Origin of the sequence: Streptomyces genisteinicus (assembly GCF_014489615.1) — a bacterium.
Taxonomy (GTDB): Bacteria; Actinomycetota; Actinomycetes; order Streptomycetales; family Streptomycetaceae; genus Streptomyces; species Streptomyces genisteinicus.
Map to the genome: position 1 here is coordinate 3,391,717 of NZ_CP060825.1, position 13,776 is coordinate 3,405,492.

At 73.5% G+C, this 13,776-nt stretch carries 11 protein-coding genes and 4 tRNA genes; 7 read left to right on the forward strand and 8 right to left on the reverse strand.

From position 1 onward, the window contains the following. Positions 1 to 152: 152 nt before the first annotated feature. The 5 genes from IAG43_RS14800 to IAG43_RS14820 all read right to left on the reverse strand — a co-directional run bounded on the left by IAG43_RS14800 (position 153) and on the right by IAG43_RS14820 (position 4,399). Positions 153 to 2,177 carry a DEAD/DEAH box helicase gene (locus IAG43_RS14800; RefSeq protein WP_187741210.1) on the reverse strand — a complete coding sequence of 675 codons (2,025 nt, stop codon included), beginning with the start codon at positions 2,175 to 2,177 and terminating at the stop codon, positions 153 to 155. Positions 2,178 to 2,383: 206 nt separating this feature from the next. Continuing rightward, positions 2,384 to 2,989 (reverse strand): hypothetical protein, encoded by a 606-nt coding sequence (locus IAG43_RS14805; RefSeq protein WP_187741211.1) that lies wholly within the window; start codon positions 2,987 to 2,989, stop codon positions 2,384 to 2,386. Between the two features lie 168 nt (positions 2,990 to 3,157). Next, complete coding sequence (crcB, locus tag IAG43_RS14810; protein WP_187741212.1) at positions 3,158 to 3,520, reverse strand: fluoride efflux transporter CrcB; 363 nt, start codon at positions 3,518 to 3,520, stop codon at positions 3,158 to 3,160. A gap of 58 nt (positions 3,521 to 3,578) precedes the next feature. Continuing rightward, positions 3,579 to 4,037 (reverse strand): fluoride efflux transporter FluC, encoded by a 459-nt coding sequence (locus tag IAG43_RS14815; protein ID WP_187744471.1) that lies wholly within the window; start codon positions 4,035 to 4,037, stop codon positions 3,579 to 3,581. An 11-nt stretch (positions 4,038 to 4,048) separates the two neighbouring features. Further along, positions 4,049 to 4,399, reverse strand: coding sequence for a metallopeptidase family protein (locus tag IAG43_RS14820; RefSeq protein WP_187744470.1), 351 nt, complete (start codon positions 4,397 to 4,399; stop codon positions 4,049 to 4,051). A gap of 43 nt (positions 4,400 to 4,442) precedes the next feature. Between IAG43_RS14820 and IAG43_RS14825 the strand changes: the two genes are divergently transcribed. The 4 genes from IAG43_RS14825 to IAG43_RS14840 all read left to right on the forward strand — a co-directional run bounded on the left by IAG43_RS14825 (position 4,443) and on the right by IAG43_RS14840 (position 6,384). Then, positions 4,443 to 6,020, forward strand: a complete 1,578-nt coding sequence (locus tag IAG43_RS14825; RefSeq protein WP_187744469.1) for a metallophosphoesterase family protein — start codon at positions 4,443 to 4,445, stop codon at positions 6,018 to 6,020. A gap of 81 nt (positions 6,021 to 6,101) precedes the next feature. Beyond that, positions 6,102 to 6,174 (forward strand) — tRNA-Glu (locus IAG43_RS14830). A 39-nt stretch (positions 6,175 to 6,213) separates the two neighbouring features. Continuing rightward, a tRNA-Asp gene (locus IAG43_RS14835) sits at positions 6,214 to 6,288 on the forward strand. A gap of 22 nt (positions 6,289 to 6,310) precedes the next feature. Beyond that, positions 6,311 to 6,384, forward strand: a tRNA-Phe gene (locus IAG43_RS14840). 143 nt (positions 6,385 to 6,527) lie between these two features. On the opposite strand, the gene IAG43_RS14845 is transcribed toward IAG43_RS14840, so the two are convergent. From IAG43_RS14845 to IAG43_RS14855, 3 genes are all read right to left on the reverse strand, one after another. Then, the gene (locus IAG43_RS14845; protein WP_187741213.1) at positions 6,528 to 7,358 is read right to left on the reverse strand and encodes a cytochrome c biogenesis CcdA family protein; all 831 of its coding nucleotides are present in this window, start codon (positions 7,356 to 7,358) and stop codon (positions 6,528 to 6,530) included. After that, positions 7,355 to 8,143 carry a DsbA family protein gene (locus IAG43_RS14850; RefSeq protein WP_187741214.1) on the reverse strand — a complete coding sequence of 263 codons (789 nt, stop codon included), beginning with the start codon at positions 8,141 to 8,143 and terminating at the stop codon, positions 7,355 to 7,357. Before IAG43_RS14850 ends, IAG43_RS14845 begins: the two co-directional genes overlap by 4 nt. Before the next feature lie 264 nt (positions 8,144 to 8,407). Beyond that, positions 8,408 to 8,836 carry a hypothetical protein gene (locus tag IAG43_RS14855; protein WP_187741215.1) on the reverse strand — a complete coding sequence of 143 codons (429 nt, stop codon included), beginning with the start codon at positions 8,834 to 8,836 and terminating at the stop codon, positions 8,408 to 8,410. A 170-nt stretch (positions 8,837 to 9,006) separates the two neighbouring features. Here IAG43_RS14855 and hrpA point away from each other — a divergent pair, with 170 nt between their 5' ends. From hrpA to IAG43_RS14870, 3 genes are all read left to right on the forward strand, one after another. Next, the gene (gene hrpA, locus IAG43_RS14860) at positions 9,007 to 12,960 is read left to right on the forward strand and encodes an ATP-dependent RNA helicase HrpA (RefSeq protein ID WP_187741216.1); all 3,954 of its coding nucleotides are present in this window, start codon (positions 9,007 to 9,009) and stop codon (positions 12,958 to 12,960) included. 107 nt (positions 12,961 to 13,067) lie between these two features. Further along, a tRNA-Asp gene (locus tag IAG43_RS14865) sits at positions 13,068 to 13,142 on the forward strand. Between the two features lie 181 nt (positions 13,143 to 13,323). Continuing rightward, positions 13,324 to 13,653, forward strand: coding sequence for a DUF6274 family protein (locus IAG43_RS14870; protein ID WP_187744794.1), 330 nt, complete (start codon positions 13,324 to 13,326; stop codon positions 13,651 to 13,653). Positions 13,654 to 13,776: the final 123 nt, after the last annotated feature.

A 13,776-nucleotide genomic window follows, 5' to 3' on the forward strand; every position in this document is an offset into this window, starting at 1 on the left:
ACCCCGTGCGAGTGGACAGACCTTAACAGCAGCGCCACGCGGCGCGGAAAGCTGATGCGCCCCGCCGCAACGCCACAGGGCCCGCACGTCACCGAAGTGTCGTGCGGGCCCTGTTCAGGCGTTTCAGACGTTCAGGCGCTCAGCCGCCCGTGTCAGCCGTTGCGCTTCCAGCGCGGCTTGTCGTCGCGGCGGCCGCCGCCGAAGGAACCGGAGCCGGCGCCGCGGTGGTCGTCACGGCGGCCGTAGGGGCGGTCGTGACGGTCGCCGCCGGAGCGGAAGCCGCCCGAGGGGCGGTCGTCGCGGCGGTCGCGGTTGAACGGGCGGTCGCTACCGCGGTGGCCGGACGGACGGTCGTCCCGGCGGAAGCCGCCCGAGGAACGGTCGTCACGACGCTCGAAGGAACGGCCGCCACGGTCGTCACGGTTGAACCCGCCACGGTCGTTGTCCCGGCGGAACCCACCGCGCTCGCCGCCGTCACGACGGTCGTCCCGGCGGAAACCACCCGAGGAACGGTCGTCACGACGCTCGAACGAACGGCCGCCACGGTCGTCACGGTTGAACCCGCCACGGTCGTTGTCCCGGCGGAACCCACCGCGCTCGCCGCCGTCACGACGGTCGCGGCGCTCGAAGTTGCCGCGGTCGTCGCGACGGTCGAAGGACGGACGCTCCTCGCGGACCGGCTCGGGAGCCGGCTCCGGGGTGGCGGCGACCTCGGCCTCGGCGGCCTCGGTCACCTCGGCGACGGCGGCCTCCGGGTCGTCACCGCGCTCGCGGGCGGCGCGCGCCACCAGGCGGTCGGCCTCCTCGCGCAGTTCGCCGGCCCGGCGCTGGACGCGCTCCAGCTGGCGGGTGAGCTCGACGACCTCGCGCTCGGCCTGCTTGGCGGCGTTGTTGGCGGAGTCGGCCTGGACCTCGGTCAGGGACCGGGCGCCGGTGATCTCGGCGACCTCCGGGTCGAACGCGCCCGCGCCGCCCACGATGTGACGCGACGCCTCGACGCCGGCGTCCTCCATCAGGCGGAAGATCTGGCGGCGCTGGTGGGGCAGCGACAGGGAGACGACCGTGCCGGACCGGCCGGCGCGGGCGGTGCGGCCCGAGCGGTGCAGGTAGTCCTTGTGATCGCCGGCCGGGTCGACGTTGAGCACCAGGTCGATGCCGTCGACGTGGATGCCGCGGGCGGCGACGTCGGTCGCGACGAGCGCGTTGACGTAGCCGTCCTTGAAGTCGGCCAGGGTGCGAGTACGGGCGCCCTGGGTCATGCCGCCGTGCAGCGCGTCGGCCTTCACACCGGCGTCGCGCAGCTGCTCGGCGATGCGGTCGGCGCCCAGCTGGGTGCGGACGAAGATGATGGTGCGGCCCTTGCGGGCGGCGATGGCGGCCGTGACGGGCGCCTTGTCCTTGGGCTTCACGACGAGGACGTGGTGCGACATGGTCGTGACGTTGCCCTGGGCGCTGTCGACCTCGTGGCTGACCGGGTCGGTGAGGTAGCGCTTGACCAGGGTGGAGATCTCGTTCTCCATGGTGGCGGAGAACAGCATCCGCTGGCCGCCGGCCGGGACCTGGTCGAGGAGCTCGGTGACCTCGGGCAGGAAGCCCAGGTCGGACATCTGGTCGGCCTCGTCGAGGACGGCGACCTGGACGGCCTCCAGGGAGCAGGCGCCGCGGTTGATGATGTCGCGCAGACGGCCCGGGGTGGCGACGAGGACGTCGACGCCGCGCTCCAGCGCGTAGATCTGGTTGCCCATCGAGGTGCCGCCGCAGACGACCTTCATCTTGAGGCCGAGCACGTCGCCGTAGGGCTGGAGGGCGTCCGCGACCTGCATCGCGAGTTCGCGGGTCGGGGTGAGGATGACCGCGCGCGGCTTCTTCTTCTCGGTGTGCCCGCCGGCCAGCGCGGCCAGGGTGGGCAGACCGAAGGAGAGGGTCTTGCCGGAGCCGGTGCGGCCGCGGCCGAGGATGTCCTTGCCGGCCAGGGCGTCCGGGATGGTCGCGGCCTGGATCGGGAAGGGGGTGGTCACGCCGTTCTGGGCGAGCTTGCGCACGACGCCCTCGGGCAGACCGAGGTCGGCGAAGGTGGTCTCGGGGGCCTCTGCGGCCTCGGCCTCGACGGCTTCGGTGGCCTCGACGGCCTCGACGCTCTCGGGCATGACGGCGTGATCAGTGCTGAAAGTGGACATGCGAAATGCGAAACCTTCCGGAGTCTCGGCACGCGCCCAAACTCCGTGAATTCGCAATTCGACCGCCTCAATGCGGTCAGCCACGGCTAGGGAGAGTACGCGCCACGCGGCGCTCTTCTTTTTCGGCGCCGGGCAATGGGATCAAACGATCTACCACCATACGCACCCTCCACCGGTCAAGGCAAACCGCTTCGGGGTGAGCCGCGTCACGCGGGACCGGCCTGGGGCGACGCCACCGGCTCGGTGCCCATGACGTACTCCGGCCGGTCCTCCAGCACCCGCATCGCGCCCATGTGCGCCTCGGGCGCCGAGGTGGCCGAGGGCTCGGCGGTGGGCTCGGTCGGCGTCGGGGTCGGGGTGGGCGTGGGCTGCGGGGTCGGCTCGGCGGGCGGCGTGGTCGGCGGCTGCGGGGTCGGACGGTCCGGCGGCGCGGTGGGCCGGGTGCCCGGATCGCCGGTGCCCCGGCCCGGCCCGGGACGGGCACCGGGGTGCGCGCCGGGGCTCGCGGGCGTACTCGGGCCGGCCGACGCCCCGGGCGTGGCGCCGGGGTCCGGGGACGCGTCGGCCTCCTCGCCGCCCGCCCCGTCCCGGCCGTCCGCGCCACCGCCCGCCGGCCGGGCGTGCCGCTGCCCGCCCGGCCCTCCGCGGTCCCCGTCCTCCCCCGCCTCCGCCCCGGGCCGGTCGGCGGACGAGCTCGGCGCGGGACGGGCGGCGGGATCGTCGCTCACGCTCATGCAGCCGGCCGAGGCCATGACCGCCACAGCGGTGGCGAACCAGGCGGCCGTTCGGCCGGGACGGGGCAACTGGCGCACGGAGGCACCTCCGGGGACGGGAAGGGCGGGCGGGTCCCCCTGCCCAACTACCGTCCCCCCGCCGGGGACACGCCCTCACGCCCCGCCCGTCGGGCGGGACGGCCGGCGCCCGCGTCGCCGATGCCGGGCACAGCGCCGGGCCGCGCCCGTGCGGACCTGCCGGACGCCTCAGCCCGTCAGCCCGCGCGCGGCCACCGTGCCCAGGTACAGCGCCCCGGTCCCGGCCGCCACCGACAGCGCCACGTTCGCCGCCGCGGCCCGCGCCCGGCCGCCCTCCGCGAGCCGGAGGGTCTCGTACGAGAACGTGGAGTACGTGGTGAGCGCCCCGCACAGCCCCGTCCCGAGCAGCGCGTACGCCGGCGACGAGACCGCCGCCCCTGCCAGCAGCCCGAGCACCAGGCTGCCCGCCGTGTTCACGGCGAACGTGCCCCACGGGAAACCGGAGGCGTGCCGCGCCTGCACCGCACGATCCGTCAGATACCGCAGCGGGGCGCCCAGCGCCGCCCCCACGGCCACCAGCAGCCAGCTCACCGCACCACCGCCCCGCCGACCGGAACAGCGCCCACCGCCCCGCCGGCCGGCACCCTGCTCACCGGACCGCCGCCCGGCCGAGGGCGCCACGGGTGAGGCGCGCGGCCGCCCCCACCGCGAGCAGCGCCCCGAGGGCCGTGCCGGCCGCGTAGAGCACGGCCGGAACGGGCCGGCCGTGCTCCAGCAGGTCGACGGTGCCCAGGGCGTACGTCGAGAACGTGGTGAACCCTCCGAGCACCCCGACCCCCAGGAACGGCCGGACCAGCGGGCGTGCCGGGCGGCCGTCCTCGGCCACCAGCGGCATCAGCACCCCGATCAGCGCGCAGCCCAGGAGGTTCACCCCGAGAACGGCCCACGGGACGCCGCCCGCGGGGGCCGGCCACAGCACCTCCGCGCCGTGCCGGGCCGTCGCGCCGGCGGCTCCGCCGGCCGCGATCACGCCGAGGACCGCCCACCGGCCGGGCCCTGCGGACTCCGTCCGCCGCGCGGGGGCGGGCACACCGCCGTCCGGGTCCATGGGCTCCCCGCTCACCCGTACCCCAGTTCGTGGAGCCGCGCGTCGTCGATCCCGAAGTGGTGGGCGATCTCGTGCACGACGGTGATCTCGGTCTCCGCGACCACGTCCTCGCGCGTCTCGCACATGCGCAGCGTGGGTCCCCGGTAGATCGTGATGCGGTCGGGCAGCACCCCCGCGTACCACTCGCCGCGGTCCGTGAGCGGGGTCCCCTCGTAGAGCCCGAGCAGGTCGGGGTCGTCGGGGGCGGGCTCGTCCTCGACGAACACCGCGACGTTGTCCATCAGCCGCGTCAGTTCGGGCGGGATCCTGTCCAGCGCCTCGGCGACCAGTTCCTCGAACTCCTCACGCGTCATCTCCAGCACCCGGCCATTGTCACGCACGGGGTGGACCGTGCGCCGCCCCGGCATGGTCCGCCGCCGTGTGGGGCATACGGGACCAATGGCCCGCCAAGCCCCGTCACCGCGCCGCCCCCGCCGATCGATCCGTTCCGTGCTCCGCGCCCCGCTGCGCCCCGGCCCCGCACCGGCCGGTCTGGAGCGCGCCCCGCACCCGTGGGCGCGCGCGCTCGGCATGACCGCCGTCGTCCTGGTCGGCGCCTGGCTGGGCCTGCTGATCGTGGGCAACGTCCGCACACCGGTCGGGCCGATGGACACCACCATGACCCTGCGCCCCTCCCTCACCGGCGGCACGAAGATCAACGTCTCGCCGCTCGGCGCGCTGCGCCTCGACTCCCATGTGGCGCCGCTGCGTCTCGACGTCGATGTGGACCGGCTCGACCCCGCCCGCTCGCAGGCCCTGGTCGACAACCCCGAGAGGTTCTCCGGCCTCCAGGACGAGGTGTCGGCCGATGTGCTCGACGGCACCACGGGACTGGCGCTGCGCTCCTGCGTCGCCGTCGTGACCGGAGCGACGGCTCTCGGTCTCGCCGTCTACCGCCGCCCCCGCCGGGCGCTCGCCGCGGGCGGGCTCGCACTCGCCCTGCTCGCGGCCTCCGCCGGCTCGGCCGCCGCGACCTGGAACCCCAAGTCCGTGCTGGAGCCGCAGTTCGACGGACTGCTGACCTCGGCCCCCTCGGTCGTCGGCAACGCCCGCTCGATCGTCACCGAGTTCGACGTCTACCAGAAGGAGTTGGCGCGCCTGGTCACCAATGTCACCAAGCTCTACGACGCCACCTCCACGCTCCCCGCCTACGCGCCCGACCCGGACACCCTGCGGGTGCTCCACGTCTCCGACATCCACCTCAACCCGGCGGCCTGGCACATCATCCGGTCGACGGTGGAGCAGTACCGGATCGACGTGATCATCGACTCCGGCGACACCATGGACCACGGCAGCGCCGCGGAGAACGGCTTCCTCGACGCGATCCCCGGCCTCGGCGCGCCCTACGTCTGGGTGCGCGGCAACCACGACTCCCGCACCACGCAGGAGTACCTGTCCCGGATGAAGAACGTGCACGTCCTCGACGACGGACGGGCGGTCACCGTCGCCGGGGTGCGGATCGCGGGGAGCGGCGACCCCCAGTTCACCCCCGACCGCAGCGTGGTGGCCCAGGGCGATCCGGCCGAGCGCATGACGGGCATCCGGCTCGCCTCCGCACTGCGCGACCAGGAGCGCGCCGGGACACCGGTGGACATCGCGGTCGCGCACAACCCGACGGCCGCCGCCGAGACCGACGGCACCGTGCCGCTGGTGCTGGCCGGCCACATCCACAAGCGGAAGAACGAGGTGATGGAGCTCGGCACCCGGCTGAAGATCGAGGGGTCGACCGGCGGCGGGGGGCTGCGCGCGGTGCAGAACGAGAAGCCGGAGAAGGTGCGCGCGTCGGTGCTCTACCTGGACCGGGGCAACCGCCGGCTCCAGGCCTGGGACGAGATCACCCTGGGCGGCCTCGGGTTGACGACGGCCGAGGTCAGCCGCCATGTCGTGGAGCCCCCGGCCCCCGCGCCGGCACCCCCGGCGACCTCGTCCAGCCCCTCCCCGTAAACCGTTTTGGCGATAGCTCCCCCCATCCCATATGCTTCTCACGTCCCCGACGCGCTGCGAAGCGCACACGGCGGGCCTTTAGCCCTCATCGTCTAGTGGCCCAGGACGCCGCCCTTTCAAGGCGGTAGCACGGGTTCGAATCCCGTTGGGGGCACGCACAACCGTGTGCGAGACTTGTTCTCGCACCATGCTTGGTCCTGTGGAGCAGTTTGGAGTGCTCGCCACCCTGTCAAGGTGGAGGCCGCGGGTTCAAATCCCGTCAGGACCGCTGGAGCTCGCAAGAGCCCCGTGGCTGGGTAGCTCAGTTGGTACGAGCGATCGCCTGAAAAGCGATAGGTCGCCGGTTCGACCCCGGCCCCAGCCACAACCGAAGGCCCCGATCGAGAGATCGGGGCCTTCTTCGTGTCTCCGTCCACTCCGTCCACTCCGTCCACTCCGTCCACTCCGTCCACTCCGTCCACTCCCGCCACGGAGGGCGCGGCCCGTCGGACCGCGCCCCATGCCGTGTCAGGTCCCGTCACGGGCCGGCCGGCGCCGGCCGCGGACCGCGAGGACCACCGCGACGACCGCCACCACCCCGGCCAGCAGCGCCCAGTCCGGCACCGCCCGGCCCACGCCCGAGGCCCACTCCTCCACCGCGAAGGAGTCGTCCACCGACAGCAGACCCGGCAGCGCGGTGGTGCCGTCGAAGACCAGGAACACCGTGCCCAGCAGCACGAAGAAGAGCCCCGACAGCAGCGACGTCGTGTGCAGTCGGAAACGCCCCACCCCGAACTCCCGTCCCCGCAGCCACCGGCGGCGCCCCAGGTCGTACCGCTCCCAGAGCACGGCCAGCAGGAAGAGCGGAACCGCCATCCCCAGGGCGTACACGGCGAGCAGCAGCCCGCCGTAGACCGGGCTGCCGGCGAGCGCGGCCACCGTGAGCACGCTGCCGAGGATCGGGCCCGCGCAGAAGCCGGCGAGCCCGTAGACGAGGCCGAGGGCGTAGACGGAGAGGGCGGTCGTCGGCCGGATGCGCCCGGACACCTCGGCGAGCCGGCGCGAGGCGAAGCCGGCCCCGGCGATCTGGGCGACCCCGAGGACGATGATGAGCCAGCCGCCGACGGCGACCAGCAGGTCGCGGTTGCCGTAGAAGAACCGGCCGGCGAAGGACCCGGCGGCGCCGAGGGGGACGAGGGTCGTCGCGAGACCGGCGAAGAAGACGCAGGTCCGAGCCACCAGCCGCCCGGTGGTGTCGACGGAGTACGCGAAGAACGCGGGCAGCAGCAGGGCGCTGCACGGGCTGACCAGCGCGAGCAGGCCGCCGAGGAAGGCGGCGAGGTAGCCGATGTCGCTCATCGCGGCCCCTGTTCGCCCTGCTCCGATGCGCCGGACCCGGCGGCGCGGCCCTTCCCGGCCTCCGCGGCGGCCGCCTCGATGGCCTGCGTGAACGTCTCCATCGGCTGCGCGCCCGCGATCGGCCGGCCGTTCACCAGGAACGACGGCGTCGAGGTGGCGCCCAGGCCGTAGCCCTCCTCCTGATCGCGGGCGACGGCCTTCCGCGCCGCCTCGCTCTCCGTGTCCCGGGCGAACCGGTCGAGGTCGCCGACGCCCGCCTCGCGGGCCAGCTCCCGCAGCCGGGCCGCGCCGAAGCCCTTCTCCTTCGCGCCGTCCGCATAGGCCGCCGCGTGGAACTCCCAGAACCGGCCCTGCTGTCCGGCCGCCCAGGAGGCCCGCGCGGCGGCCTCCGACTCGGCCCCGAAGATGGGGAAGTTGCGCCACTCGATGCGCAGGGTGCCGTCCTCGACGTACTTCCGCATCAGCTCCGGTTCGGTGTCGCGGGCGAACTTCCCGCAGTAGCCGCACTGGAAGTCCGCGTACTCGACCATCACGACCGGGGCGTCGGCCCGGCCCGCCGCCAGCGGGTCGCCGGCGTCCCGGCGGGCGAGCTCCAGCAGCTCCGGGTGGCTGTCGCCGCCGGGCCCGGCGGAGCTCGGGGCGACGGCCGACGAGCCGCCGGGGCCCGCGTCGGACGGCTTGGTCGCGGAGTACGAGGCGTAGCCGAGCAGCAGCGCGGCGACGAGCACCCCCGCCCCGATGGCGATCGGCCTGCGGGACGAGACGGGTGCGGCGGACGAGGGCATGGTGGTGCTCCTGTGCGTTGGCGTGTGGGCGCCCGGCGGCGCGGGACATGGGGGTGGATGCGTGCGGACGCCCGGCGGCGCGGGGCGCGGATACGGGTCGGCGCGCGGCGGGCGAGGCGTGGTGGACGCGTGGCGACGCCCGGCCGCGCGCGGCGCGCATCCCTGCGGTCGCACGCGGACACGCGGGCCGCGGGCCATCGCGGGCGGGCGCGGGCGCCGCCGGGCGGCGGCCCGGCCCCGGAGGACCGGCCGCGGAAGGCCGCCCTACACGCGCAGCACGGACAGGAGGACGGGGGACGGCGGGCAGAGCGGTGGCGGCCCGCGCGGCGCCGGCCGGGCGAGCCGTACGTCGTCCCAGGCGGGCAGCGCCCCGGCAAGGGACGCCGGGAGCTGCTGTGTCGCGGCAGGCGGCTCGTGCGCCGCCGCGCCGCGCGGCGGCATGCCCGGCCGTGCGCCGTCGTCACCGCCGGGAAGACCCCGGCCGCAGCCCGGCACGGTCCCGGAACCCTCGTCGCCCCCGACCGCGACCGCACCGGCGGGAGCGGGCGCCGCGAGGGCCGGCGCCGTGCCGTACCCGCCCGCGGGGGCCGGCGCCGCGGCCGCCCAGGCGCAGCCGGCCAGCACGAGCAGCGTCCCGAGCAACACGCCCAGCACGGAGGGTGCCCGGTGCCCGCGGTCGCGGCCGGTCGGCATGGCGGGCGGTCCCTTCGGCGTCGGGCGGCGGCGCCCCGGCGTGCGGGGCTCCGGCGTGCAGAGCTCCGCACAGGGCGTGAACGATTCGCTCCATACTGCACCACCTGTGCCGGAGAACCGGCGAAATGGGTTCGCCACCGCTTCCGCGGGGGTGCGATCCTGGTGTCCGTATGTCTACTTCCTTCGCCGACCTCCAGACCGCGCTGAGCGGGGCGTCGCTGCGCGACGCCCACCGGCTCGGCCGCCGTCTCGAGGGCGCCCGCCGCATCCGCAAGCCCGAGGCCCGCCAGGCCGTGCTGGACGAGATCGCCGCAGAGGCGGAGAAGTCCGCGGCCCGCACCGCGCGCCGTGCCGCGCGGATGCCCGCGATCACGTACCCCGAGCAGCTGCCCGTCAGCCAGAAGAAGGACGAGATCCTGGAGGCGATACGCGACCACCAGGTCGTGATCGTCGCCGGTGAGACCGGGTCCGGCAAGACGACGCAGATCCCCAAGATCTGCATGGAGCTCGGCCGGGGCGTCCGGGGCATGATCGGCCATACGCAGCCCCGCCGGATCGCCGCCCGCACCGTCGCGGAGCGCGTGGCGGACGAACTGCGGACCCCGCTCGGCGAGGCGGTCGGCTGGAAGGTCCGCTTCACCGACCAGGTGGACCAGGACGCCACGTTCGTGAAGCTGATGACGGACGGCATCCTGCTCGCCGAGATCCAGACCGACCGCGAGCTGCGCGCCTACGACACGATCATCATCGACGAGGCCCACGAGCGGTCCCTCAACATCGACTTCCTGCTCGGCTACCTCGCCCAGCTGCTGCCGCGCAGACCCGACCTCAAGGTCGTCATCACCTCCGCGACCATCGACCCGGAGCGCTTCTCCCGCCACTTCGGCGACGCCCCGATCGTCGAGGTCAGCGGGCGCACCTATCCGGTCGAGGTCCGCTACCGGCCGCTGCTGGAGGAGGACTCCGACGACGCCGACCGCGACCAGATCACCGCGATCACGGACGCCGTCGAGGAGCTGATGGGCGAGGGCAAGGGCGACATCCTCGTCTTCCTCTCCGGCGAGCGCGAGATCCGCGACACCGCGGACGCGCTCAACAAGAAGCAGTACCGCTTCACCGAGGTGCTGCCGCTGTACGCCCGGCTCTCCCACGCCGAGCAGCACCGCGTCTTCCAGCAGCACACCGGCCGGCGGATCGTGCTCGCCACCAACGTCGCCGAGACCTCCCTGACGGTCCCCGGCATCAAGTACGTGATCGACCCGGGCACCGCCCGCATCTCGCGCTACAGCCATCGCACCAAGGTCCAGCGGCTGCCCATCGAGGCGGTCAGCCAGGCCAGCGCCAACCAGCGCAAGGGCCGCTGCGGCCGCACCTCCGACGGCATCTGCATCCGGCTGTACTCCGAGGAGGACTTCCTCGCCCGGCCGGAGTTCACCGACGCCGAGATCCTGCGGACCAACCTGGCCTCGGTCATCCTCCAGATGACCGCCGCCGGCCTCGGCGACATCGAGAAGTTCCCCTTCATCGACCCGCCGGACCACCGCAACATCCGCGACGGCGTGCAGCTCCTCCAGGAGCTGGGCGCGATCGACCCCGCCGAGAAGGACCCGAAGAAGCGGCTCACCCAGCTCGGCCGGAAGCTGTCCCAGCTCCCCGTCGACCCCCGGCTCGCCCGGATGGTCGTCGAGGCCGACAGGAACAACTGCGTCCGCGAGGTCATGGTGATCGCGGCCGCGCTCTCCATCCAGGACCCGCGCGAGCGGCCGGCCGAGAAGCAGACCCAGGCCGACCAGCAGCACGCCCGGTTCAAGGACGAGACCAGCGACTTCCTCGCCTACCTGAACCTCTGGCGCTACGTCCGCGAGCAGCAGAAGGAGCGCGGCTCCTCCAGCTTCCGCCGGATGTGCAAGCAGGAGTACCTGAACTTCCTGCGCATCCGCGAGTGGCAGGACATCTACTCCCAGCTGCGCACGGTCGCCAAGCAGATGGGCTTCCACGTCGACGACGCCGACGCCCCCGAGCAGTCGGTGCACGTCTCGCTGCTGGCCGGTCTGCTGTCGCACGTCGGCATGAAGGACGTGAAGGAGACCGGCGGCGAGAGCGGGCGCGGGAGCGGCGGCCGGAACGAGTACCTGGGTGCCCGCAGCGCCAAGTTCGCGATCTTCCCCGGCTCGGCGCTCTTCAAGAAGCCCCCGCGGTTCGTCATGTCGGCGGAACTCGTCGAGACGTCGCGGCTGTGGGCCCGGGTCAACGCCCGGATCGAGCCGGAGTGGATCGAGCCGCTGGCCGGGCACCTGCTCAAGCGCACCTACAGCGAGCCGCACTGGGAGAAGGACGCCGCGGCGGTCATGGCCTACGAGAAGGTCACCCTGTACGGCGTGCCGATCGTGGTGCAGCGGAAGGTCAACTACGGGCGGATCGACCCGGAGACCTCCCGTGACCTGTTCATCCGCAACGCCCTCGTCGAGGGCGACTGGCGCACCCACCACAAGTTCTTCGCCGACAACCGCCGGCTGCTGACCGAGGTCGAGGAGCTGGAGCACCGGGCCCGGCGCCGCGACATCCTGGTCGACGACGAGACGCTGTTCGACTTCTACGACCAGCGGGTGCCCGAGCACGTCGTCTCCGGCGCCCACTTCGACTCCTGGTGGAAGCACAAGCGGCGCGAGCAGCCCGAGCTGCTCGACTTCGAGCGCGAGATGCTCATCAACGAGAAGGCCGGCGCGGTCACCAAGGACGACTACCCGGACTCCTGGCGCCAGGGCCGGCTGAAGTTCCGGGTGACCTACCAGTTCGAGCCCGGCGCCGACGCGGACGGCGTGACCGTCCACGTCCCGCTCCAGGTGCTCAACCAGGTCACGGACGAGGGCTTCGACTGGCAGATCCCGGGCCTGCGGGAGGAGGTCGTGACGGAGCTGATCCGTTCCCTCCCCAAGCCGATCCGCCGCCACTACGTACCGGCTCCCAACTACGCGGGCCGCTTCCTGGACACGGCCGTCCCGCTCCAGGAGCCGCTGACGGTCACTCTGGCGCGCGAGCTCCAGCGGATGGTCGGCGTCCCCGTCTCGGCGGACGACTTCGACCTGTCCCGCGTCCCCGACCACCTGCGGATCACCTTCCGGATCGTCGACGAGCGGCGCAGGAAGATCGCCGAGGACAAGGACCTGGAGGCGCTGCGGCTGAAGCTGCGGCCGAAGGCCCGCCAGGCGCTGTCCGCCGCGGCGGCCTCCTCCGGCCCGTCCGGCGGCTCCCTGGAGCGCACCGGGCTCACGGACTGGACGATCGGCGCCCTGACCAAGGTCTTCGAGACGCGTCGCGCCGGCCAGCCGGTGAAGGCCTTTCCGGCCCTCGTCGACGAGGGCTCCTCGGTCGGGGTGCGCCTCTTCGACAGCGAGGCCGAGCAGGCGCAGGCCATGTGGCAGGGCACCCGTCGGCTGATCATGCTGAACATCCCGGTCAACCCTGCCAAGTTCGCCTCCGACCGGCTGACGAACCAGCAGAAGCTGGCGCTGTCCCGCAACCCGCACGGCTCGGTGCAGGCGCTCTTCGAGGACTGCGCCTCGGCCGCGGCCGACCGCCTGATCGCGGACCACGGCGGCCCGGCATGGGACGAGGAGTCGTTCCGGAAGCTGTTCGACAAGGTCCGCGCCGATCTGGTGGAACTGACCGTGCGCACCGTCGACCGGGTGCAGCAGATCCTGGCCGCCTGGCAGGCCTGCGAGCGCCGTCTGAAGGCCACGGGCAGCCCGACGCTGCTCCGCAACGTGGCGGACGTGCGCCAGCAGCTGGCGGAGCTGATGCCGGCCGGCTTCGTGACCCGCACGGGGCTGGGGAGGCTGCCCGACCTGATGCGCTATCTGGTCGCCGCGGACCGCAGGCTCCAGCAGATGCCCACCTCGGTCCAGCGCGACACCACGCGCATGGAGAAGGTGCACGAGATGCGGGACGAGTACGCGTGGCTGCTGGAACAGCTGCCGCAGGGCCGCCCGGTGCCGCAGCAGGTGCTGGACGTGCGGTGGATGATCGAGGAGCTGCGGGTGAGCTATTTCGCCCACGCCCTGGGCACCGCGTACCCGGTCTCGGACAAGCGGATCGTGAAGGCGATCGACGCCCTGGCGCCGTGATCACGCGACAGCACTGAGTGAGTTCGACCAGACCAGCGCCTCTCCTGTACAGTCTCTCTCGCAGCCGGGGAAAGCGACGGAAGTCGCCGGAAGAGGCCGCAAATCCTGGTCCTGTGGAGCAGTTTGGAGTGCTCGCCACCCTGTCAAGGTGGAGGCCGCGGGTTCAAATCCCGTCAGGACCGCGCCAGTACACGAAGGCCCGCATCGTCACGATGCGGGCCTTCGTCGTGTGCGCGGCCCGGCCGCCCCGTGCGGGACGTCTTGACGGGGCCCGCCCCGGCGAGTACCCCGGTCTTCCCGGGCTCCTTCCGGGGCCCCGGGGGGTTTCCCCGGAGGGCGGCACACGCCACGGAGGTGACGTGCATGACGGCCACGGCAGGACATCACGAGACCCGCGCACTGCTGCGTGCCCATCTGGCGGCCGCGACGGGCTACCGGCACATCACGAGGACCTGTCCGGTCTGCCACCGCCTCCTGCGCCTCGCGACGGAGCGCGCGGAGCCCGGCCCCTCGGCGGAACGCGCGGAGCCCGGTCCCGCGGCGGCCGGGAGCCGCGGAGAGGCGGCGGCCGCCCCGCCGGACGCCGGCCCGGACGCGTCCGGGCCCCCGGCGGCCGCGGCCGAGCCGCACGGGGCGCCCGAGAGGCCGGGGACGGCACTGCCGGGGAGGGACGAACGTCCCCCTGAAGAGTGACCAATGCCCGGCGCGGCGCGGCGCGTTGAGTGGCAGGCTGGAATTTGGCAAGAGGCGCGTACTGTGACGGGTGTCACCGAACTGGTTCTCGCACATCGGGAACTTACCCCCTCCCTACAACAC